The organism is Roseovarius gaetbuli (assembly GCF_900172365.1).
GTDB lineage: Bacteria > Pseudomonadota > Alphaproteobacteria > Rhodobacterales > Rhodobacteraceae > Roseovarius > Roseovarius gaetbuli.
Genome location: NZ_FWFJ01000018.1, coordinates 1 through 18542 on the forward strand (window position 1 = coordinate 1; position 18542 = coordinate 18542).

Genomic DNA, 18542 nt, shown 5'->3' on the forward strand with positions numbered 1-18542 from the left:
ACATGAATTTCCAGAACTGGGGCCGTGTCAGTTTTTTGCGGAATTGTTCCTTCCCCGACAGCAATGCCCCGTGAACCTGGAAAATACTCTTCGCCAGATCTACACCAATCATTGTATCCTTCATTTTGCCGTCCTCTCCGTTAGATGGTCTACAGACCACCATCTTGGCACATTGCGATGCCGTCAGGGGAGGGCGGCAACCACCCCATCTTCAGTACCTGGAACAGCACATCGCTGATCCTACCGGCGCCAGCCGGTAGTGGTTCAGTATTTTTGGAACGATGAAAGGGCTTAGAGCATGTTGCTCAAAAGTGGGCACCGGTTTTGAGGTTCTCGAACATGCGACATCAATACCTTGGAGTATGTCGCGTGAATTTTGAGTGAACGCGACATGCTCTAGTCGGTAAAGCCCAAGACCCCTGCGAGGGCCGCAAGCGCGTCGGGCAAAAGGGTTTCGGGATCATGCTGCGCGACCGGCACGCCCTGTGCCTTGAGGGCGTCGCCATATCCCGAGGCGCCCGCGTCAGGGGCGATGAGGGCCACGCTCTGACCCAGCCAATAGGGCCGTGCGGCGGCAAGTTCGGCGCCGAGCAGGTGCCCGCTCAATGCGCCGGGGGTGGCGCTGACCTGCGCGCTGCGCAGATGCGCGGCCAGACGTTCAGGGCGGCTTAGACTATCGGAAATCGCGGCGCTGTCGGGTGGCATCGCGGCGCCAAGGGCCGAGGCCAGCATCGGGGTCAGGAAGCTTTGACAGCTCACGGCCTCATCTGCGCTCAGGTGCACCCAATGGCTCAGGGTTTGGGACAGAACGCAGGCGACCCCATCCCAATTGGGATGACGCGCGGCAAAGCCCATGAGGATCAGCCGCACCCAGCCGTCGATAACATCCGCAGGCTGATCCTGCGTCAGCCCGGCAAGCCCGCGGCCGGGGCCGGGCAAGAGCGGGCAGGGCAGGGCATCGGGCCGCCCCTCGCCAATTCGGTAGAGCCGTGCCGTGGCCCCAAGCCCGGCAAGTGCCGCCGCCTCATCCGCGCCAGAGCTTTGATGCGTCACCTTTGGGCCGGACATGGCAAAGGCCCGGTGAGCTTGCCCGTCATGACCGATAACGGCCCAATCGGTCATCGTGCTTGTTGCATCTGGCGCATGAGGCCGGACATGTCATAGCCCGCCGCCGAGGTTGCCTTGACGATCTCATCGGCGTCCAGATCGCCGAAGCTCGTCATGCTCCAGAGCATGGTGCAGCGCGTGCCGCTTCGGCAATAGGCGAGGATCGGTTTTGGCAGTTCATCAAGCGCCGCGCGAAACGCTGCAAGGTCAGCCTCTGACAGCATGCCGGATACGATCGGCACCGAGCGCACGGCAAGACCGGCCGCCTGTGCCGCCTCGGCCACCGCATCATAGGCGCATTGGCCAAATTCTTCGCCGTCGGGCCGGTTGCACAGGATCGAGCGAAACCCGGCCTCGGCGATGTCGGCCACATCCTCGCATTCGATTTGCGGGGAGACAGAGAAATCATCGGTGATCTTGCGCAGGTCCATCGGGCCCTCCTTGCCGCTGTTTTGTCCAGCATATGCGGGAAAAAGGCGCCAAGTTCAATGGGCCGACAGCGCGCCGTGTCGCGGGCTGCGACGGGAGAGGTGCCGGGGGCGTGGTCTGTGAAATGCGAATATTTTTGCATTTCTCACCAAAACTCGAGGAAATTTGAGGCGATTGCGTCATGAATCCAGAGATTTCGGGAAAAACAAAAAAGAAACCTCTGGTAGAGTGATGTATCGGGTCCCGCCAAGAGGGCCCGTTTTTCAAGGAAGAGGGAGTACCCAACATGTCTGGAAAATTCGTCGTCGGCTACGACGGCAGCGCGTCATCGCAGCGCGCGCTTGAGTTTGCGGTGGACCGCTCGCAAGCCCAGGGAGGAACGATTGTTCTGGCTCACGTGCTGGAGTGGTCGCCATATTCGTTTCTGACGCCAAACGAGCTCGAAGAGCGTCACAAGCGGCGCGAGGAAGAGCTTCACCGCGCAGAAACAGCGATCATGACGACCGTCGTAAAAGACCTGCGCGACAAGGGCGTGACGGTTGAGACCGTGATCAAATACGGCAATATCCCGGAGCTTCTGGCGAAGATCGCAAAGGATTGCGGTGCGATTCAGATCGTGATCGGGCGCAGCGGGCATTCCGCCCTTGGTGCGCGGGTGTTCGGCTCGGTTGCTGGCGCACTTGTGCAAGCGGCGCCAGTGCCGTGCACCATCGTTCCATAAATAAGAATTCTGACAGGGATGAATCATATGCATCGAAAGAATTTCAATGCGGCAATTGCCGCAGCCGGGCTATTGATGGCCAGCGCGCCGGCTTATGCGCAATCGGTTGACGAAAAGGTCAATCAGATCTTCGCCAGCTCGACGGGCTGGTTTGTGAACCTTATCTTCTCGAACTTTCCGGGCACCTCCTTTCCGTGGATCGTGGCCTGGCTTGTGGTTGGCGCGACCGTGTTCACGCTCTACTTCGGCTTTGTCCAGTTTCGCGCGATCGGGCATTCGATTGCCTTGGTGAAGGGTGATTACTCCGATCCCAATGACGCCGGCGAGGTCAGCCACTTTCAGGCGCTTGCGACCGCGCTTTCGGGCACGGTGGGTCTTGGCAACATCGCCGGTGTGGCGGTTGCCGTGAGTATCGGCGGGCCGGGGGCGACGTTCTGGATGATCCTTGCGGGTCTGATGGGGATGGCGTCAAAATTCACCGAATGTACGCTTGGTGTGAAATACCGCAATGAATATCCCGATGGCCGGGTGTCGGGTGGTCCGATGTATTACCTGACCAAGGGCTTTGCCGAGCGCGGTCTTCCGGGCGGCAAAGTGCTTGCGGTGCTGTTCTCGATCTTCTGTATTCTGGGCGCACTTGGCGGGGGCAACATGTTCCAGGCCAATCAGGCGCATCAGCAGATTTCGGGCATCGTGGGCGCGTATCCGGGTTGGATCACCGGAGTGGTCTTTGCGGTCGTGGTCTTTGCGGTGATCGTCGGCGGCCTCAAGTCCATTGCAAAGGTGACCGAAAAGGTCGTGCCGTTCATGGGCATCCTTTACGTCGGCACCGCCTTGATCATCATCCTGATGAACGCGGATCAAATCGGGTGGGCCTTTGGCCAGATCTTTGCCGGCGCCTTTACCGGGCTTGGCGTTGCCGGCGGTATGGTTGGCGCGCTGATCCAGGGCTTCAAGCGGGCGGCGTTTTCGAACGAAGCCGGCGTTGGCTCGGCGGCGATTGCGCACTCTGCGGTGCGCACCAAAGAGCCGATCACCGAGGGCTATGTGTCGCTTCTTGAGCCGTTCATCGACACCGTTGTGATCTGTACCATGACGGCGCTTGTGATCATCATCACCGGTCAGCTGGTGGCGGGCCCGGATGGCAATTACCTGCTGAATGAGGCCGGCACGGCGATTCAGACCGTTGGCGGCACCTCGGGCGTTGGCCTGACCTCGGCGGCCTTTGGCAGCGCGATCAGCTGGTTCCCCTTCGTTCTGGCGATTGCGGTGGTTCTGTTTGCCTTCTCGACCATGATCAGCTGGTCCTATTATGGCCTCAAGGCCTGGACCTATCTGTTCGGGGAAGGCGAGACCACGGAACTGGTGTTCAAGGTGATCTTCTGCGTCTTCGTGGTGATCGGTGCGGCGGCCAATCTTGGGCCGGTGATCGACTTCTCGGATGCGGCGATCTTTGCGATGGCGGTGGTCAATATCATCGGCTTGTATGCCCTGATGCCGATCGTCAAGCGCGAGCTGAACAGCTATGTCAGCCGCCTGAAATCGGGTGAGATCAAGAAGTTCGAGTAACCAAAGGGTCGCCCTTTGGATTTGAGCAAAAGGAAAGGGCCGGTGCGTTATGCACCGGCCCTTTTTACGTGGATCGCAAGGCGGGGCTCAGAGGGGCCTCGTAGGGTGGGTGAAACCCACGCGCCCCGACATCCACCCCCGCATCAATTGATCGTGCTCTCAATGCCCTCTGGTTTGCCCACCACCACGAATGTAAGCTTTGCCGGATCAAGCAGATCGCGCGCGACGCGGTTCACGTCGTCAAGCGTGACGGCATTCAACTTGTCGTTGCGGGTGGTGATGTAATCGGTCGGCAGTCCTTCCATCTGCATCCCCACGGCGATATCGGCAATCGGGCCGTTGCCCTCGAACCGAAGCGGATAGGCCCCGGTCAGATAGGTCTTGGCATCCTGCAACTCTGCCTCGGTGACGCCCTCTTCGCGGATCTTGGCCCATTCATCGCGAATGACCGACATGGCCTCGGCGACGCGATCATTGGCCGAGGCCACGGATCCCATCCAGAGCGCGGCACCGTCCTTGTCCAAGAGGTAGGAATAAACCCCGTATGTCAGCCCGCGCTTTTCGCGCACCTCATTCATCAGCCGACTTTCAAACGACCCACCCCCAAGGATGTGATTCAGCAGATAGGCGGCAAAGAAATCGGGGTGATCGCGATCAATGCCCGGTTGGGCAAAGGCGGCGATGGATTGCGGCGTGTCAAAGTCGACAACCTTGACCCCACCGGGCAGGTTGAGCGTGGCCTCGCCCGCGAGCGGCGCGCCAATGGCGGGCAGATTGCCCAGCAGGTCGTCAAGCAGCGCCGACAGCTCATCGCCGGTGATATCGCCCACCGCGCTGATATAAAGCCGATCGCGGGCCATGGCCGCGCGCTGTGCGGCAAGGATATCCTCGCGGGTCAGCGCCGCGACACTTTCAAGCGTGCCGTTAAGCGAGGTTGCATAGGGGTGATCGCCGTACACCAATGCGTCAAACGACATCCCCACAAGATCGCGCGGGTCTTTCTGGCTTGATTGAATGATCGAGGTGATCTGCGCACGCACCCGTTCAATCGCATCGGGGTCAAAGCGGGTCTCAAGCAGGCTCGCGCGCAAGAGCGTCATCGCCTGATCGCGGTTCTCGGTCAGAAAATGGGCCGAGATGCTGACGGCGTCATCGCTGACGCCATAGCTGAAATTCGCGGCAAGAGATTCGGTCGCGCGTGCGAAGCCCTGCGCATCCAGATTCCCGGCGCCTTCTTCAAGCAGCCCGACCATAAGGTTCGTCGCACCGCGTTTGCCCGGCGCATCCAGTGATCCGCCCCCGCGAAAGCGAAGCTCAAGCGCCACGAAGGGAATCGAATGATCTTCGACCAGCCAGGCCTCGAGCCCGCCGGGGGTGGTCAGCTCCTGCACCTCGACCCCGGCCCGTGCGGGCAGGGCGGCGAGAAGCATCACCACGGCAAGCACAAAGCGGATCATTGGGTCACCTCCGGCGCCATAAGCCATCCGGTGACGGATGTGTTACGATCAAAAACCTTGCGAGCAGCGGCCATGATATCGTCCTCTGTGGTATTTTGCAGAATCTCGGGCCAGGCCTGAACATCGGCCACGCTCAACCCCTGTGCCAGGGCGCGGCCATAGCGATTGGCAAGCCCGCCGACATCGTCGCGCGCATAGATTTCCGAGGCGCGCACCTGCATCTTGATCCGCTCAAGCTGATCGGGATCAATGCCGGTTTCAAGGAAGGTGGTCAAAACGTCATCCATCGCCGCCTCGGCCTGTTCAAGGGTCACACCCGCTGCGGGCACGACCACAAGGCTAAAGGTGGTATCATCAAGCGAAAGCCCCGAATAATATACCCCGGTCTGCACCGCGATGCGGCTGTCAAACTGAAGTTTCTGGGTCAGCACGGAGGTGCTTCCGCCGCCAAGGATTTCGGCCAGAAGGGTAAGCGCGGCCGCCTCTTCCTGTGCGCCGCTGTCGCGTTCCGGCGCAATATAGGAGCGGCTCACATAGGGTTGTGCCACCCGGTCGTCGCGAAAGGTCATACGCCGCTCGGCCATCTGGCGCGGCTCTTGGGGGCGCACCCGCTCGGGCAGGTCGGGATTGGCCGGGATCGGGCCATAATAGGTCTCGGCGAGCTGGCGCACATCCTCGGGGGTGACATCGCCCGCAACCACCAGAATGGCATTATTGGGCGCGTAAAAGGTGCGATAATAGGCAAGCGCATCCTCAAGCCCCAGATCATGCATTTCATGCTGCCAGCCGATGATCGGCACGCCGTAGTGGTGGTTCAGGTACTGAACCGCATTCTTTTGCTCGCGAAACAGGGCCGAGGGATTGTTTTCCACCCGTTGATTGCGTTCCTCGATGATCACATCACGCTCGGTGGCGATGTCGCCTTCACCCAGTTGCAGATTGACCATGCGGTCGCTTTCCATCCGCATCATCAATTCAAGGCGGTCGGCCGCGATGCGCTGAAAATAGGCGGTGTAATCATAGCTGGTAAAGGCGTTGTCAGAGCCGCCATTGCGCGCCACGGTGGCCGAAAACTCGCCCGGCTCTATCGTTTCGGTGCCCTTGAACAGCAGGTGTTCGAGAAAATGCGCCACGCCCGAGGCGCCCGGTGGTTCATCCGCTGATCCGGCGCGATACCATACCATTTGCGTGACGACCGGCGCGCGGTGGTCTTCGATCACCACCACCTCAAGCCCGTTCTCAAGGGCAAAGGTTGTCACCTGATCCTCGGCCATGGCGGGCGCAAGAGGGGCGATGGCAAGCAGAAAACTGGCAAAAAGGCTACGCATATAGTGTCTCCGGTCCATGCTGGGCGTCTGACAATAGATACGCTTTAGCTTCGATGTTTCAAGCGCTCTGACGGGATCGTCAGCGCCCCGAGCGGTTTATTTCGGCGGCGGCGGGCTTGACGGGGTGACGATGCCATTGCGGCGCAGGCGGCGCTCTTCTGCGTAGGCATCAAGCCACTGGCGTTTGTAGGAGTTTGTGTAATCGTCACTTGCCGTGATGCGCAGGATGTTCACGCGGCCATGGCGGCGGCGGACGTCCTTGTCCTCTTCGGCAAGAGTCTGGCGGATATCTGCCGTCGCGCCATAGCGACTGGCATGATTGACCAGCGCGCCATCGCGGGCGCTCGGCGCACCAGCGGTCAGTGCGGCGGGGTTGCCGCCAAGGGCCGCCACGCCATCGGCCAGCGGGTTCTGGTCGGTGCGGTTGGCGCCGCCGGGGGTGGGGCTCGGCAGGCTGGCGTAATCTTCGGGTGCCTGCAAGGGCTTGCCCGGTATGATCGAAAACTCGTCCGGTCCGTTCCCGGTATGGCGAATGCGGGTCAACGTCACATCATCACGACCGCCGCAGCCCGCAAGCACGGTTGCCACAAGAAGCGCCAAAACTGTTTTATGCGGCATCGCCATCGCCACTCTCCTGCAACTTTCGAACAGCCTTATCGCATAGCTGCGCCAAGGTCACGAGGGCTTTTTGCCCGAAGGCAACAGTACCATGCCAAATGCGCCGATGAAAACCGCGATATCGGCGATATTGAAGGCAAACGGATTGTCGATGCCACAGCACGAAACGTTGATGAAATCCGCCACCGCGCCATAGATCAGCCGGTCAATCACATTGCCAAGCGCCCCGCCGACCAGAAGACCGGCGGCGATTTTTTGCCAGCGGCCTGCCGGGTCGGTATGGACCCACCACAAGACGGCGCTGGAAATCACGAGGGCCACGGCGATCAGAACCCACCGCGTCAGCGGATTATCCCCCGCCATCAGGCCGAAATTGATCCCGTAATTCCAGGCCATGCGCAGGTTGAAGAGCGGCGGCCAGACGTCAATCGCACCCAGCTGGCGCAGGCTCAGGGTATGGACAACAAGATACTTGCTGGCCTGATCAAGCAGGAAAACCCAAAACCCGGTCCAAAAGACGATGCGCATGGCGGGGCCCCTAGTGACGGAAATGGCGCATGCCGGTCAACACCATGGCAAGGCCCGCCTCGTCTGCCGCGGCGATCACCTCGTCATCGCGCATCGAGCCGCCGGGATGGATCACGGCCGTGGCCCCGGCCTCAGCGGCGGTCAGCAACCCGTCGGCAAAGGGAAAGAACGCATCCGAAGCCACGACACTGCCCTTAGTCAGCGGCGCGGGCAGGCCAAGCGCCTCTGCCATGTCCTGCGCCTTGCGCGCGGCAATGCGGCAACTGTCAACGCGGCTCATCTGCCCGGCCCCCACACCGACGGTGGCGCCATCCTTGACGTAAACGATGGCATTGGATTTCACGTGCTTGGCAACTTTCCAGGCAAACAGCATATCCGCCATTTCCTGATCGCTCGGCGCGCGCTTGGTCACGACCTTAAGGTCATCCGCTGTGATATGCCCGTTGTCCTTGTCTTGCACAAGATACCCGCCCGAGACCTGCCTCCAGGTCCGTGCCGCCTGTCGCGGATCGGCAAGGCCCTCGGTCACCAAAAGCCGCAGGTTCTTCTTCTTGGCAAAAATACTCATAGCATCGGCATCGGCGCCGGGCGCGATCACGACTTCAGTGAAAATCTGGCTGATCTCTTCGGCGGTGGCCCCGTCAAGCGGCTGATTAAGAGCGATAATCCCGCCAAAGGCCGAGGTGCGGTCACAATCAAACGCGCGGCTATAGGCCTGCGTCAGGGTCTCGCCGCGCGACACGCCGCAGGGATTGGCATGTTTGATGATCGCACAGGCCGGGCCCGCTTCGGGGGCGAATTCACTGACAAGCTCGAACGCCGCATCGGTGTCGTTGATGTTGTTATAGCTCAGTTCCTTGCCCTGGATCTGGGTCGCGGTGGCAACACCGGGGCGCAGGCTGCCATCGGTATAGAATGCCGCTGCCTGATGCGGGTTCTCGCCATAGCGCAGGGTCTGCGCCAGCTTTCCGGCCACGGCGCGACGGCGCGGCGCGGCCTCTGCCAGGGCATCGCCCATCCAGGTCGACACGGCGGCGTCATAGGCCCCGGTGCGCGCATAGGCGGTCAGCGCCAGACGCTGGCGGAAGCCATAGGAGGTCTGCCCGTCATGGGCCTCAAGTTCTGCCAGAAGCGGCGCGTAATCCTCGACATCGACCACGACGTTGACAAAACCGTGGTTCTTGGCGGCCGCGCGGATCATCGCGGGGCCGCCAATGTCGATATTCTCGATGCAGGTCTCGTAATCGGCGCCCTTGGCGACGGTTTCCTCGAACGGATAGAGGTTCACCACCAGCAGATCAATTGCGCCAATGCCGTGCTCCTGCATCGCCGCCTTGTGATCGTCATTGTCGCGCAGCGCCAACAGGCCGCCATGCACCATCGGGTGCAGGGTCTTGACCCGGCCATCCATCATCTCGGGAAAGCCGGTAACCTCGGCCACATCGCGCACCGCGAGGCCCGCCTCGCGCAGGGTCTTGGCGCTTCCGCCGGTGGACAAGAGTTCGATCCCGCGCGCCGCAAGGGCACGTCCAAGATCGACCAGTCCGGTCTTGTCGGAAACAGAAAGAAGGGCGCGGGTGACGGGCGCGAGATCGGTCATGATAGGGCAGTCCTGCGTTTGGCGTTTGCCAGGTTAGTCGTCAGTCGCCGGCTCAAGCGCATCTTCTGTCAGATCGCGGATACCAATCGGGGTGTCCTGCGCCTTTGCCAGTGACCATCTAATAGGGGTCGCATACTCCATCGCGCGGCCAGAGAGAACGATCTGTTTGGTCGCACGCGGTTTGAGGCGCGTTTTTTCAAGATACACACTGGGTTGCAAGGACAAAGCGGCCCGTCCGTCGTTGCGGAAGATCCATATTTCACCGCTGCGCAGCGCAAGCGAGACCGCCGCGCCCCCCAAATCGACCGAGGCGTCGACATCCGGGTGCAAATGAAAGCGGATCTCAAAATTGATGCCATGCAGGCGGACCTGATCCATTACCTGGTCAAACCGGCGCCGGTCGCCGGTCTCCACCGCCAAAAGCATGTCTTCACCGGCAAGACCGCGCCCGTCGGTGGTAAGCTCAAGCCGACGCACATGCGTCAGGCCGTGACTGCGCAGATAGCCGTCATGCGCACCCTCGAACCGCACCCCGTCCGGGGCCTTCGAGAGTTCAACCGGCACCTTGCGCGGCGCCTCGATAAGCCAGTCACTGTGGCGCGGATCATTGCTGAGCCGCGCGCTCGACCCGGCCGCGAGAACAAGGGTGGAATGCGATGGCGTCGCGCGCCCGGCCCGCCGCCATTCGGGGCCAAAGCTCTGCCCCGAGCCGCAATTCACGATCAGGGGCCTGCGCCCCGAGGTCAGCTCGAACGCCAGTGTCGAGGCATGCGCCCCGGCCGAGGCGGCCCCTGTGGGTGGCGGGCTTGCGTCGATGATCACACTGGTGCGCCCGGCGCTGAGCCGCGCAAATCCCATGGCAAGCCCGTCGGCGTGCCGCCCCTTGACGCCGCTGGTGGCAAGCGCGCTGTCAAGCCGCCCCTCAAGCCCGCGCCCGCCGCCATGAAACCGCGCCAGCCCACCATCGGCATGGCGCAGCGTGCGCAGGGTCGGGGCGATCCGTTCAATCGCGCGCCAATGGGCCTCACCGGCGGTTTGGCCTGATTCGCTGAGGGCGACAGCGGCCCAGGTCAGCAAGGTGAACACCTCAAGCAGGTCTTCGGGATTGCGTGTCGGCAAGCCGCCCTGCGCGTCGATCTGGCTGTCGCATTCGCGCGCCAGCGCGGTCATCGCCGGGGCTACATGCGCCTGCATCCCCTCAAGCGAGAGGCCTGCGTAAATCAGCCCGGTCAGCGCCTCGAACCGGGGCAGGCCGGGGCTCGCACTCTGCCAGCGGCGCGCCAGAAAGGTGGTTTGCTGCGCCAGCGAGCGCAAAAACGGCACCGAGGCATCATTGGGTGATCCGCTCAGCATAAAGAGCGCGTGGTTGATCCAGCGAATAAGCCGCCGCCCGGTCAGGTCCGGCGTCCAGCCGGGGCCGCGCCCGTTGCCATAGCGCGTGATCCAGTCCCAGAGCCAATCCTGCGCCCGCGCCCGCGCGGCACCGTCGCCAACCGCCGCCAGATCATCAAGCCAGCCAAAGCCGTGTTGTTCATCGGCAAAGGACGGATCCTTGACCTTAAGATCCCAGATGGATGTCTCGGGGGCGGCCACAAGCCGACCGGCAAAGACGAAATTACCGGCGCAAAGCTGGCGGCCTCGGGCAAAGCTGCCGATGGTGCGCGGTTCGGGTTGTGACAGAAAGGCCGTGGCCGGGCGGCTCAGCGCCGCACGCCGTGCCGCGACACGGTTCAAAAGGCGCGTCCAGCGCGCCGACAGGTTCTCGGGTTTCGACATATGCCGTGCCTCTGGACGCTCTTTGCGGCGTTGATGCAGGCAATATAGACCGGGCGCGCGCGCAAGTCACCGCTTGATTGCAGCGCGCGGCCCCTGTGGCGTTTATCGGCGCAGGCAGGCGATATAAAACCCGTCCATGCCGCCCAGATCGGGCCAGTAATCCGGCCGCAGGCGCAATCCCCCCTCGGGCGTGATCCAGGTCGGGTCGATGCCGGGGCGCTCAAGGGCGTCGCGATCGGTGACAAGGCCGGGATGGCGCGCAAGCGCCTCGTCGACCTGGCATTCGCCCTCGTCGGGCAACAGCGAGCAGGTGCAAAACACCAGCCGCCCGCCGGGTTTCAACAGGGTCAGCGCATGGTCGATCATCGCTGCCTGCAACTCGATCAGCGCGCCGAATTCCGAGCCGTCCTTGGCATGGGGCAGGTCCGGGTGACGCCGGATCGTGCCGGTGGCCGAACAGGGTGCATCGAGCAGAATGGCGTCATAGGGCCCGCCCTCGTGCTCAAGCGCATCGCCCACGACACATTTGGCCGAAAGACCGGTGCGGGTCAGGTTTTCAAGCACCCGCGCCATGCGTTTATCGGACAGGTCAAGCGCCGTGACATCGGCCCCCGCCGCCGCCATTTGCAGGGTTTTGCCGCCCGGAGCGGCGCAAAGATCAAGCACCCGCTCGCCCGGCTGTGGCGCAAGCACCTTGACGGGCAGGGCGGCGGCGGCATCCTGCACCCACCACGCCCCCTCGGCAAAGCCGGGCAGGGCCGAGACCTGGCCCTGATCGCCAAGGCGCAGGGTGCCGGTGGGCAAGAGCGTGCCGTTGAGATCTTTGATGCAGTCTTCGGCATCGGATTTGAGCGTCAGGTCAAGCGGAGCCCCGGCAAAATGCGCCTTTTCCATCTGTCCGACCGCGGCCCCGCCCCAGGCCTCTACCAGCGGATCGCGCAACCATTTCGGCAGGCGCGGCAGGCGCAGGTCATTCCACGAGCGCGGCGCCTCTTCGGCGGTCTTGCGCAGCACCGCGTTGACCAGCCCCTTGTGACGGCCATAGCGCGGGTGGTTGGAGATGATGGCGACGGCCTCGTTCACCACGCCATGCGGCTCGCCGCCCTGGGCAAGCTCGACCGTGGCAAGGCGCAGGATATTGTGAACCGCCAGTGGCGGGGCTTTGCGCAGATGACGACCCAACAGGCGGTCAGCGCGATCAAGCCCGCGCAGGGTGTCGCTGGCAAGGCGCTGCGCGCGGGCGCGATCAGGCGGTGCAAGACGATCCAGAACGCCGCCCGCGATCAGATCAGACATCAGGCGGCCCTCGCCCAGAACCTGATCCAGCAGGTAAACCGCGCTTCGGCGGGCAGAAGAGGGGGGATTTTTCATGGCATGTCCTTGGCGGCGGGCTAGGGGCGGCGTATATCAAGGGCAACACGACAAAGGAAGCCCGAGCATGACCGAAGACACGCCAGACCTGCCGCCTGCCGCGCAACGCGCCCTCGCCGAGGCCGAAGAGCGCCGCAAGCAGGCCGAAAAGATGGAGCTTCCCAAAGAGCTTGGCGGGCGCAAAGGCCCCGAGCCGGTGCGCTATGGGGATTGGGAGAAAAAAGGCATCGCGGTCGATTTCTGATCGCGAACGGGGATAGCGTGGCCTCGCCTTTTAGCGCAGATAAAGATCGGCAAATTGGCCGCTGCCTTGGTCCGAGATAAAACGCAGGGTGCTGCCCTGCACCTTGACCGCCTGACAATTCGGCCCGAGATCGCGCGCCCCCCAGTAAAGATCACGGCAGAAATAGCCCTTGCTCCAGCGCCAGGCGCCAGTCACGTCGCGGCCAAAGGCGCGGCCCGTGATCTGGCCGTCGGGCCGGACAGTCAGGGTAATGCCAAAGCGGGTCAGGTCGCGCCCCTCTATGAGAGACACAAAGCTGTCGCGCTCGGTGATCGGGTCAAACCCCTCGGCCATCGCCGGGGTGCTGATGAAAACGCTTAGGATAAGGGCAAGGATGGCACGCATGGGACGGTACCCTGTCATGAGTGGAGGTTCACTCAGAGTTACGACCCGTCGGCTCCTTTGGATCAGTTTTCGCTCAGGCCCAGCACATCCAGCATGTCATATTCGCCGGGCTTTCGCCCCTGTCCCCAAAGCGCAGCCCTGAGGGCGCCACGGGCAAACACCGCCCGGTCGGTGGCGATATGGCGCAGAACGATCCGTTCGCCGGTGGCGGCAAAGATAACGTCATGTTCGCCCACGATATCGCCGCCGCGAATGGCCGAAAACCCGATGTGACCGCGCTCGCGTTTGCCGGTGATCCCGTCACGCCCCCGGTCAGACACGTTATCAAGCGCCACGCCGCGCCCTTCGGCGGCGGCTTCGCCAAGCATCAGGGCCGTGCCCGAGGGGGCATCGACCTTTTGGTTGTGATGGGCCTCGACGATCTCGATGTCGAAATCCTCATCCAGAGCGGCGGCCACCTTTTTCGTGAGCTGCGTCAAAAGGTTGACCCCGAGGCTCATGTTGCCCGCCCGCACCACCACCGCATGACGCGCGGCGGCGTTGAGGTGCTTGAGGTCGGCCTCGCTCAACCCGGTTGTGCCGATCACATGCACACAACGGGCCTGGGCGCAGAGCGTAGCGAATTCAACGGTCGCGGCGGGGGCCGTGAAATCAATCACAGCATGGGCCTGGGCGATCATTTCAAGCGGGTCGTCGCTGACGTTCAGACCGATCTCGGCGCCACCCATGGCCGCGCCAAGATCGCGACCGATCCAGTCGTGACCGGGCCGCTCAAGCGCGCCGACAAGCCGGGCGTTGTTGCTGTTCAGCACGGTGTTGATCAGCATCTGGCCCATCCGGCCCGAGGCCCCGGTGATCACGATACCCGGCAGGTTGGTCATGTCAGCTCTCCTTTTCGCGGCTGCCCGTTCTTAGCGTGGAGGGGTGAGCGCAGCAAGTGGTTGGCGGTCTTTGCCCGTGACCGCGATGTTGATTGGGGGCCAGCCCCCAAGCCCCCGGAGTATTTGCCGGAACGGTGAAAGAATGTAGAGGTGGATTTCTATGCTTGGAAATTGGCGTCCGAGGGATTAAGTGCGGGTCATGGCAAAGAACAAGTCTCATGACGGGTCCGGCCCGTCGCAACGGCAGCTTCGCGTGGGCGAGCTTATTCGGCGGACTTTGTCCGAGGTGCTTGCACGCGGTGACGTTCATGATTCCGACCTGAACCGGATTTCGGTCACGGTGGGAGAAGTGCGTATGTCTTCCGATCTCAAGATCGCGACCGCTTACGTGATGCCTTTGGGCGGTGAGGGCCAGAAAGACCTGATCGCGATTCTGGCGCGCAACAAGGGTGAGTTGCGCCGTCTGATCGGTAAGCGGCTTGAGTTGAAATACGCGCCAGACCTGCGGTTTCGTCTGGATGAAACCTTTGATCAGATGGATGAGACCCGCCGCCTTTTTGCGCAAGAAAAAGTACGCAGGGATGTCGAGGATTAAGGCCTTTTTGGCGCTCGTCGCCTTGGTGGCCCTAGGCGCGCCCGCACATGCCGTAAGCTGCGCCGTCGAAACATACGCGGGACAGCAGTACACCGTTTGCACGGTTGATCTGGCCGAGGACGATCTTCGGCTTTTCCTGAATGATCGGAAAACCGGCGAGCCGCTTGGCAGTTTTTCCAATATTGACAGACAGTTGGAAACCGAGGGCCGCGCGCTTGTCTTTGGCATGAATGCCGGCATGTATCACGCAGATCGCCGACCTGTCGGGCTCTATGTCGAGGGGGCCGAGGCGGTATCCTCATTGGTGAAGCGTGCCGGACCGGGCAATTTTGGCCTTTTGCCGAATGGTGTCTTTTGCATCCGACAAGGGCGCGCTGATGTGATCGAGACCCTGCGTTTCGAGCAAGAGGCCCCAAAGTGCCGCGATGCCAGTCAATCGGGGCCGATGCTGGTGATCGACGGCGCGCTTCATCCACGCTTTTTGAAGGACAGCGACAGCCGCTATATCCGCAACGGGGTCGGCACCTCGGCGGATGGGCGTAAGGCGTGGTTCGTGATTTCCGACAGCCTGGTCAATTTTCACACCTTCGGGTCGTTCTTTCGCGATCACCTCAAGCTGCCGCAGGCGCTTTATTTCGATGGCAAGGTCTCGCGGCTTTACGCGCCGGGGCTTGGGCGGTTCGATCTTGGCTTTCCGCTTGGGCCGATGGTTGGGGTTGCGGCCCCGCGCGCGGCGCAATGATTGACGCGGGCGCGCGGGTCTACTAGGGGCTAGCGCCTTGGACGCATAAAAAAGGGCCGGGCATGGCACGCAAACGCAAAGGACGCGATATTTCGGGTTGGCTGGTGGTGGACAAGCCCGCGGGCATGACCTCGACCAGCGTTGTCAACAAGGTGAAATGGGCGCTTCAGGCCAAGAAGGCCGGGCATGCGGGTACGCTTGACCCGGAGGCGACCGGCGTTTTGGCCGTGGCCCTTGGCGAGGCCACCAAGACCGTGCCCTATATTACCGACGCGCTGAAGGCCTATGAGTTTTGCGTGCGTCTTGGGCAGGCCACCAACACCGACGATACCGAAGGCGAGGTGATCGCACAAAGTGACCTGCGCCCGGATGATGCAGCGATCAAAGCGGCCCTGGGCGCCTTTGTCGGCGACATCATGCAGGTGCCGCCAAAGTATTCCGCCGTCAAGATCGACGGTCAGCGCGCCTATAAACTCGCGCGCGATGGCGAAGACTTTGAGGTCGAGGCGCGCCCCTTGTGGGTCGAGGAGCTTGTCATGACAGGTCGCCCCGACGCCGATCATGTGCTGCTTGAAATGATCTGTGGCAAGGGCGGTTATGTGCGCAGCATCGCGCGCGACCTTGGCGAGGCTTTGGGGTGTTACGGTCATGTGGCCTGGCTGCGGCGGGTTTGGTCAGGGCCGTTCGAGGCCAAGGATGGGTTGAGCATCGAGCAGATCAACGAGATGGCCCATAGCCCGGACCTTGATGCCCATATTCGCCCGCTGGAAGAAGGCCTGGCCGATCTGCCGATGGTGAGCGCCACCGCAGAAGGTGCCGCGCGGTTGCGCAATGGCAATCCCGGCATGGTGATCGCGCAGGGTATTGAATATGGCGATGAATGCTGGGCCGCGTTTGACGGGCATGCGGTGGCGGTTGGGCGCTATAAAGTCGGCGAATTGCACCCTAGCCGGGTCTTCAACCTGTGAGCGCCGGGGCAGCGCCCGAGCACCTGCACGATCCGGGCGGCAAGGTGCGCCTGCGTCTGCCAGACGGGGTGATTGGCGGGGCGGCCTATTCTGAGTGCGGGCGCTATCGCCAAATGCTGTCGCGCGACTGGACGCCCGAGGGCAGCGCGCCGCGCACGGTTCTGTTCGTGGGCATGAACCCGTCGGTGGCGAGCGCCGAGGTGTCTGACCCGACCTGTCATCGCGAACTTGGATTTGCGCGCGATTGGGGATTTACGCGCTATCTCAAGGGAAATGTGCTGGATTGGAGGGCGACCTCGCCCAAGGACATCCCACGTGATCCCGCCGAGGCATGTAGCGGGCTCAACATTCCGGCGCTGGTCGATATGGCGCAAGAGGCCGAGTTTGTCGTGCTCGCTTATGGCAAGTTGCATGCGCGCTATCAGCCGGTGGTCAGCGAGGCCCTCCGCGCGATTGCGCAAGCTGGTCGGCCGCTGAAATGTCTCGGGTTGAACAAGGACGGATCGGCCAAGCATCCGCTTTACTTGCGCAAGGATACCGCGTTGATGGATTGTCCCGGATTGTGAGGCAGGCGCAGAAAATTAGAAGAATTTTCTGAACCATTTTCTTCGCAGAAGAAAATGCCCCTGCGACGTAAAAGGGCGCTCAAATCGAGCGCCCTTTTATCTTGATCATGGTTTTAATGCCTATTTGTTCTCATCAAGCGGCAGCGCCACAAAGCGTGGCTCACCGGCACGACGTACGAGCAGCAGAAGGGACTTGCGTCCCGCCTCTTTTGCCTCTGCGATGCGTTCGTCAAGATCGCTGATCGAGCTCAGCTTTTGCTGGCCTGCTTCGGTGATCAAATCGCCCGCCCGCATGCCTTTTTCATAGGCCTTAGACATTTCATCGACGTCGGTCACCACAAGGCCGGTGGCATTGCTGTCAAGTTCCAGCGTGCTGCGCAACTCGTCGTTCAGCGCGCTGAAGGTGAGGCCAAGCAGCGACTTTTCGACAGGGGCTTCGCTTTCATCCGGGCCCGGCTGGACCACGGGGATCGCGCCTTCGGCTTCTTCGCGTCGGCCAAGGGTGATCTTGAGGGTCTGGGTCTTGCCTTCGCGGAAAACTACCACGCGGACGGTCTTGCCGACCTGCGTGTTGCCAACCTGACGCACGAGCCCGCGCGTATCGGCGACCTCTTTGCCGTCAAACGACGTGATCACGTCACCCGCCAGCATACCACCTTCGGCGGCAGGGCCTTCGGGCACGTCGGTGACAAGCGCACCGGCGGCTTTCTCAAGCCCGATGGCCTCGGCCACATCCGGGGTCACGTCCTGAATGCGCACCCCAAGCCAGCCGCGACGGGTTTCGCCGAATTCCTGCAACTGATCGACCACGCGCTTGACGACATTCGAGGCCATCGAAAAGCCGATCCCGATCGAGCCGCCAGTGGGGCTCAGGATCGCGGTGTTGACGCCGACCACTTCGCCGTCGAGATTGAACAGCGGCCCGCCGGAGTTGCCGCGGTTGATGGCGGCATCGGTCTGGATATAGTCGTCATAGGTGCCTGAAAGGGCACGGTTGCGGGCCGAGACGATCCCGGCCGAGAGCGAAAAGCCCTGGCCAAGCGGGTTGCCCATGGCCAGCACCCATTCGCCGACGCGCGCGGTATCGCTGTCGCCAAAGCTGACGAAGGGAAGCGATTTGTCGGTCTGCACTTTCAGCAGGGCAATATCGGTCTTCGGGTCGGTGCCAATCACCTTTGCCGGAAGTTCTTCACCCGAGAAAAACTCGATGATGATCTCATCCGCGCTTTCAATCACATGGTTGTTTGTGACGACATAGCCGTCCTCGGAGATCACAAACCCCGAGCCAAGCGCAGACGAGCGGCGCGGGCGCTGTTCACCATCGCCCTGACGGTCGCGGAACTGGCGAAAGAAATCCTCAAAGGGCGAGCCTTCCGGCACGATCGGGCCGGGGCCGGTGCCCTGTGCAATCGTGGTTGAGGTGGTGATGTTCACCACGGCGGGGCTGATCTTTTCGGCAAGATCGGCAAAGCTGTCGGGACGCGCCTGCGCGGCGATGGCCTGTGCCAAGAGCGTGGCCACCATCAGCGCGATCAGCCAGAGGCTGCGCAACGGTCCGGCCTGTTGTCGGGTTGCGGAAATGGTTTGGACGTTCACACCAAGATCTCCTTTGGTTTTTTGATCGGTATGGCGCGTTCGGCACCTGCCTTGCTTATAGA

The 18542-nt window shown here is 62.1% G+C and carries 19 protein-coding genes and 1 pseudogene; 7 read left to right on the plus strand and 13 right to left on the minus strand.

Annotated features, from left to right (window positions below):
• The 3 genes and pseudogenes from ROG8370_RS21410 to ROG8370_RS10245 form a co-directional block, all read right to left on the minus strand.
• Window positions 1–124, minus strand: a pseudogene (locus ROG8370_RS21410) (IS110 family RNA-guided transposase); the annotation flags it as partial.
• Window positions 125–396: 272 nt separating this feature from the next.
• Complete coding sequence (locus ROG8370_RS10240; RefSeq protein ID WP_085826992.1) at window positions 397–1122, minus strand: 2-dehydro-3-deoxygalactonokinase; 726 nt, start codon at window positions 1120–1122, stop codon at window positions 397–399.
• Entirely contained in the window at window positions 1119–1538 is a 420-nt protein-coding gene (locus tag ROG8370_RS10245) for a protein tyrosine phosphatase family protein (protein WP_085826993.1), read from the minus strand. The genes ROG8370_RS10240 and ROG8370_RS10245 overlap by 4 nt, the downstream gene beginning before the upstream one ends.
• 284 nt (window positions 1539–1822) lie before the next feature.
• Between ROG8370_RS10245 and ROG8370_RS10250 the strand changes: the two genes are divergently transcribed.
• Window positions 1823–2257, plus strand: a complete 435-nt coding sequence (locus ROG8370_RS10250; RefSeq protein WP_085826994.1) for a universal stress protein — start codon at window positions 1823–1825, stop codon at window positions 2255–2257.
• Window positions 2258–2284: 27 nt separating this feature from the next.
• A complete protein-coding gene (locus ROG8370_RS10255; RefSeq protein WP_085827052.1) occupies window positions 2285–3826 on the plus strand; it encodes an alanine/glycine:cation symporter family protein in 1542 nt (513 codons plus the stop codon).
• A 143-nt stretch (window positions 3827–3969) separates the two neighbouring features.
• Here ROG8370_RS10255 and ROG8370_RS10260 read toward each other — a convergent pair whose 3' ends face one another.
• The 7 genes from ROG8370_RS10260 to ROG8370_RS10290 all read right to left on the minus strand — a co-directional run bounded on the left by ROG8370_RS10260 (window position 3970) and on the right by ROG8370_RS10290 (window position 12504).
• A complete protein-coding gene (locus tag ROG8370_RS10260) occupies window positions 3970–5283 on the minus strand; it encodes a M16 family metallopeptidase (protein WP_085826995.1) in 1314 nt (437 codons plus the stop codon).
• Entirely contained in the window at window positions 5280–6611 is a 1332-nt protein-coding gene (locus ROG8370_RS10265) for a M16 family metallopeptidase (protein WP_085826996.1), read from the minus strand. The genes ROG8370_RS10260 and ROG8370_RS10265 overlap by 4 nt, the downstream gene beginning before the upstream one ends.
• Window positions 6612–6707: 96 nt before the next feature.
• Window positions 6708–7235 carry a DUF3035 domain-containing protein gene (locus tag ROG8370_RS10270; RefSeq protein ID WP_085826997.1) on the minus strand — a complete coding sequence of 176 codons (528 nt, stop codon included), beginning with the start codon at window positions 7233–7235 and terminating at the stop codon, window positions 6708–6710.
• Between the two features lie 51 nt (window positions 7236–7286).
• Window positions 7287–7757, minus strand: coding sequence for a signal peptidase II (gene lspA, locus ROG8370_RS10275; protein ID WP_085826998.1), 471 nt, complete (start codon window positions 7755–7757; stop codon window positions 7287–7289).
• Window positions 7758–7767: 10 nt separating this feature from the next.
• A complete protein-coding gene (purH, locus tag ROG8370_RS10280) occupies window positions 7768–9357 on the minus strand; it encodes a bifunctional phosphoribosylaminoimidazolecarboxamide formyltransferase/IMP cyclohydrolase (RefSeq protein WP_085826999.1) in 1590 nt (529 codons plus the stop codon).
• 33 nt (window positions 9358–9390) lie between these two features.
• Entirely contained in the window at window positions 9391–11133 is a 1743-nt protein-coding gene (locus ROG8370_RS10285; RefSeq protein WP_085827000.1) for a heparinase II/III family protein, read from the minus strand.
• A gap of 102 nt (window positions 11134–11235) precedes the next feature.
• Entirely contained in the window at window positions 11236–12504 is a 1269-nt protein-coding gene (locus tag ROG8370_RS10290) for an RsmB/NOP family class I SAM-dependent RNA methyltransferase (protein WP_085827001.1), read from the minus strand.
• Between the two features lie 67 nt (window positions 12505–12571).
• On the opposite strand from ROG8370_RS10290, the gene ROG8370_RS10295 reads away from it, so the two are divergent.
• Window positions 12572–12748, plus strand: coding sequence for a DUF1674 domain-containing protein (locus tag ROG8370_RS10295; RefSeq protein ID WP_085827002.1), 177 nt, complete (start codon window positions 12572–12574; stop codon window positions 12746–12748).
• A 30-nt stretch (window positions 12749–12778) separates the two neighbouring features.
• On the opposite strand, the gene ROG8370_RS10300 is transcribed toward ROG8370_RS10295, so the two are convergent.
• Together ROG8370_RS10300 and dapB are read right to left on the minus strand one after the other, a co-directional pair.
• Window positions 12779–13132 carry a dihydrodipicolinate reductase gene (locus tag ROG8370_RS10300; protein ID WP_085827003.1) on the minus strand — a complete coding sequence of 118 codons (354 nt, stop codon included), beginning with the start codon at window positions 13130–13132 and terminating at the stop codon, window positions 12779–12781.
• Window positions 13133–13194: 62 nt separating this feature from the next.
• Window positions 13195–14013 carry a 4-hydroxy-tetrahydrodipicolinate reductase gene (gene dapB, locus ROG8370_RS10305; RefSeq protein WP_085827004.1) on the minus strand — a complete coding sequence of 273 codons (819 nt, stop codon included), beginning with the start codon at window positions 14011–14013 and terminating at the stop codon, window positions 13195–13197.
• A 199-nt stretch (window positions 14014–14212) separates the two neighbouring features.
• Here dapB and rbfA point away from each other — a divergent pair, with 199 nt between their 5' ends.
• The 4 genes from rbfA (at window position 14213) to ROG8370_RS10325 (ending at window position 16884) form a co-directional block, all read left to right on the plus strand.
• Entirely contained in the window at window positions 14213–14608 is a 396-nt protein-coding gene (rbfA, locus tag ROG8370_RS10310) for a 30S ribosome-binding factor RbfA (protein ID WP_085827005.1), read from the plus strand.
• Complete coding sequence (locus ROG8370_RS10315) at window positions 14595–15350, plus strand: phosphodiester glycosidase family protein (protein ID WP_085827006.1); 756 nt, start codon at window positions 14595–14597, stop codon at window positions 15348–15350. The genes rbfA and ROG8370_RS10315 overlap by 14 nt, the downstream gene beginning before the upstream one ends.
• Window positions 15351–15412: 62 nt before the next feature.
• On the plus strand, window positions 15413–16318 hold the full coding sequence (truB, locus tag ROG8370_RS10320) for a tRNA pseudouridine(55) synthase TruB (protein ID WP_085827007.1): 906 nt from the start codon (window positions 15413–15415) through the stop codon (window positions 16316–16318).
• Entirely contained in the window at window positions 16315–16884 is a 570-nt protein-coding gene (locus ROG8370_RS10325; protein ID WP_085827008.1) for a DUF1643 domain-containing protein, read from the plus strand. Before truB ends, ROG8370_RS10325 begins: the two co-directional genes overlap by 4 nt.
• A 120-nt stretch (window positions 16885–17004) precedes the next feature.
• Here ROG8370_RS10325 and ROG8370_RS10330 read toward each other — a convergent pair whose 3' ends face one another.
• Window positions 17005–18408: a DegQ family serine endoprotease gene (locus ROG8370_RS10330; RefSeq protein WP_085827053.1), complete on the minus strand. Its 1404-nt coding sequence runs from the start codon at window positions 18406–18408 to the stop codon at window positions 17005–17007.
• Window positions 18409–18542: the final 134 nt, after the last annotated feature.

What these genes read in the sequence shown, in the direction of transcription:
- ROG8370_RS10240 (WP_085826992.1), bottom strand. Translation starts at nt 1,122, where the DNA reads ATGACCGATTGGGCCGTTATCGGTCATGACGGGCAAGCTCACCGGGCC.
- ROG8370_RS10245 (WP_085826993.1), bottom strand. Translation starts at nt 1,538, where the DNA reads ATGGACCTGCGCAAGATCACCGATGATTTCTCTGTCTCCCCGCAAATC.
- ROG8370_RS10250 (WP_085826994.1), top strand. Translation starts at nt 1,823, where the DNA reads ATGTCTGGAAAATTCGTCGTCGGCTACGACGGCAGCGCGTCATCGCAG.
- ROG8370_RS10255 (WP_085827052.1), top strand. Translation starts at nt 2,285, where the DNA reads ATGCATCGAAAGAATTTCAATGCGGCAATTGCCGCAGCCGGGCTATTG.
- ROG8370_RS10260 (WP_085826995.1), bottom strand. Translation starts at nt 5,283, where the DNA reads ATGATCCGCTTTGTGCTTGCCGTGGTGATGCTTCTCGCCGCCCTGCCC.
- ROG8370_RS10265 (WP_085826996.1), bottom strand. Translation starts at nt 6,611, where the DNA reads ATGCGTAGCCTTTTTGCCAGTTTTCTGCTTGCCATCGCCCCTCTTGCG.
- ROG8370_RS10270 (WP_085826997.1), bottom strand. Translation starts at nt 7,235, where the DNA reads ATGGCGATGCCGCATAAAACAGTTTTGGCGCTTCTTGTGGCAACCGTG.
- lspA (WP_085826998.1), bottom strand. Translation starts at nt 7,757, where the DNA reads ATGCGCATCGTCTTTTGGACCGGGTTTTGGGTTTTCCTGCTTGATCAG.
- purH (WP_085826999.1), bottom strand. Translation starts at nt 9,357, where the DNA reads ATGACCGATCTCGCGCCCGTCACCCGCGCCCTTCTTTCTGTTTCCGAC.
- ROG8370_RS10285 (WP_085827000.1), bottom strand. Translation starts at nt 11,133, where the DNA reads ATGTCGAAACCCGAGAACCTGTCGGCGCGCTGGACGCGCCTTTTGAAC.
- ROG8370_RS10290 (WP_085827001.1), bottom strand. Translation starts at nt 12,504, where the DNA reads ATGAAAAATCCCCCCTCTTCTGCCCGCCGAAGCGCGGTTTACCTGCTG.
- ROG8370_RS10295 (WP_085827002.1), top strand. Translation starts at nt 12,572, where the DNA reads ATGACCGAAGACACGCCAGACCTGCCGCCTGCCGCGCAACGCGCCCTC.
- ROG8370_RS10300 (WP_085827003.1), bottom strand. Translation starts at nt 13,132, where the DNA reads ATGCGTGCCATCCTTGCCCTTATCCTAAGCGTTTTCATCAGCACCCCG.
- dapB (WP_085827004.1), bottom strand. Translation starts at nt 14,013, where the DNA reads ATGACCAACCTGCCGGGTATCGTGATCACCGGGGCCTCGGGCCGGATG.
- rbfA (WP_085827005.1), top strand. Translation starts at nt 14,213, where the DNA reads ATGGCAAAGAACAAGTCTCATGACGGGTCCGGCCCGTCGCAACGGCAG.
- ROG8370_RS10315 (WP_085827006.1), top strand. Translation starts at nt 14,595, where the DNA reads ATGTCGAGGATTAAGGCCTTTTTGGCGCTCGTCGCCTTGGTGGCCCTA.
- truB (WP_085827007.1), top strand. Translation starts at nt 15,413, where the DNA reads ATGGCACGCAAACGCAAAGGACGCGATATTTCGGGTTGGCTGGTGGTG.
- ROG8370_RS10330 (WP_085827053.1), bottom strand. Translation starts at nt 18,408, where the DNA reads ATGGTGGCCACGCTCTTGGCACAGGCCATCGCCGCGCAGGCGCGTCCC.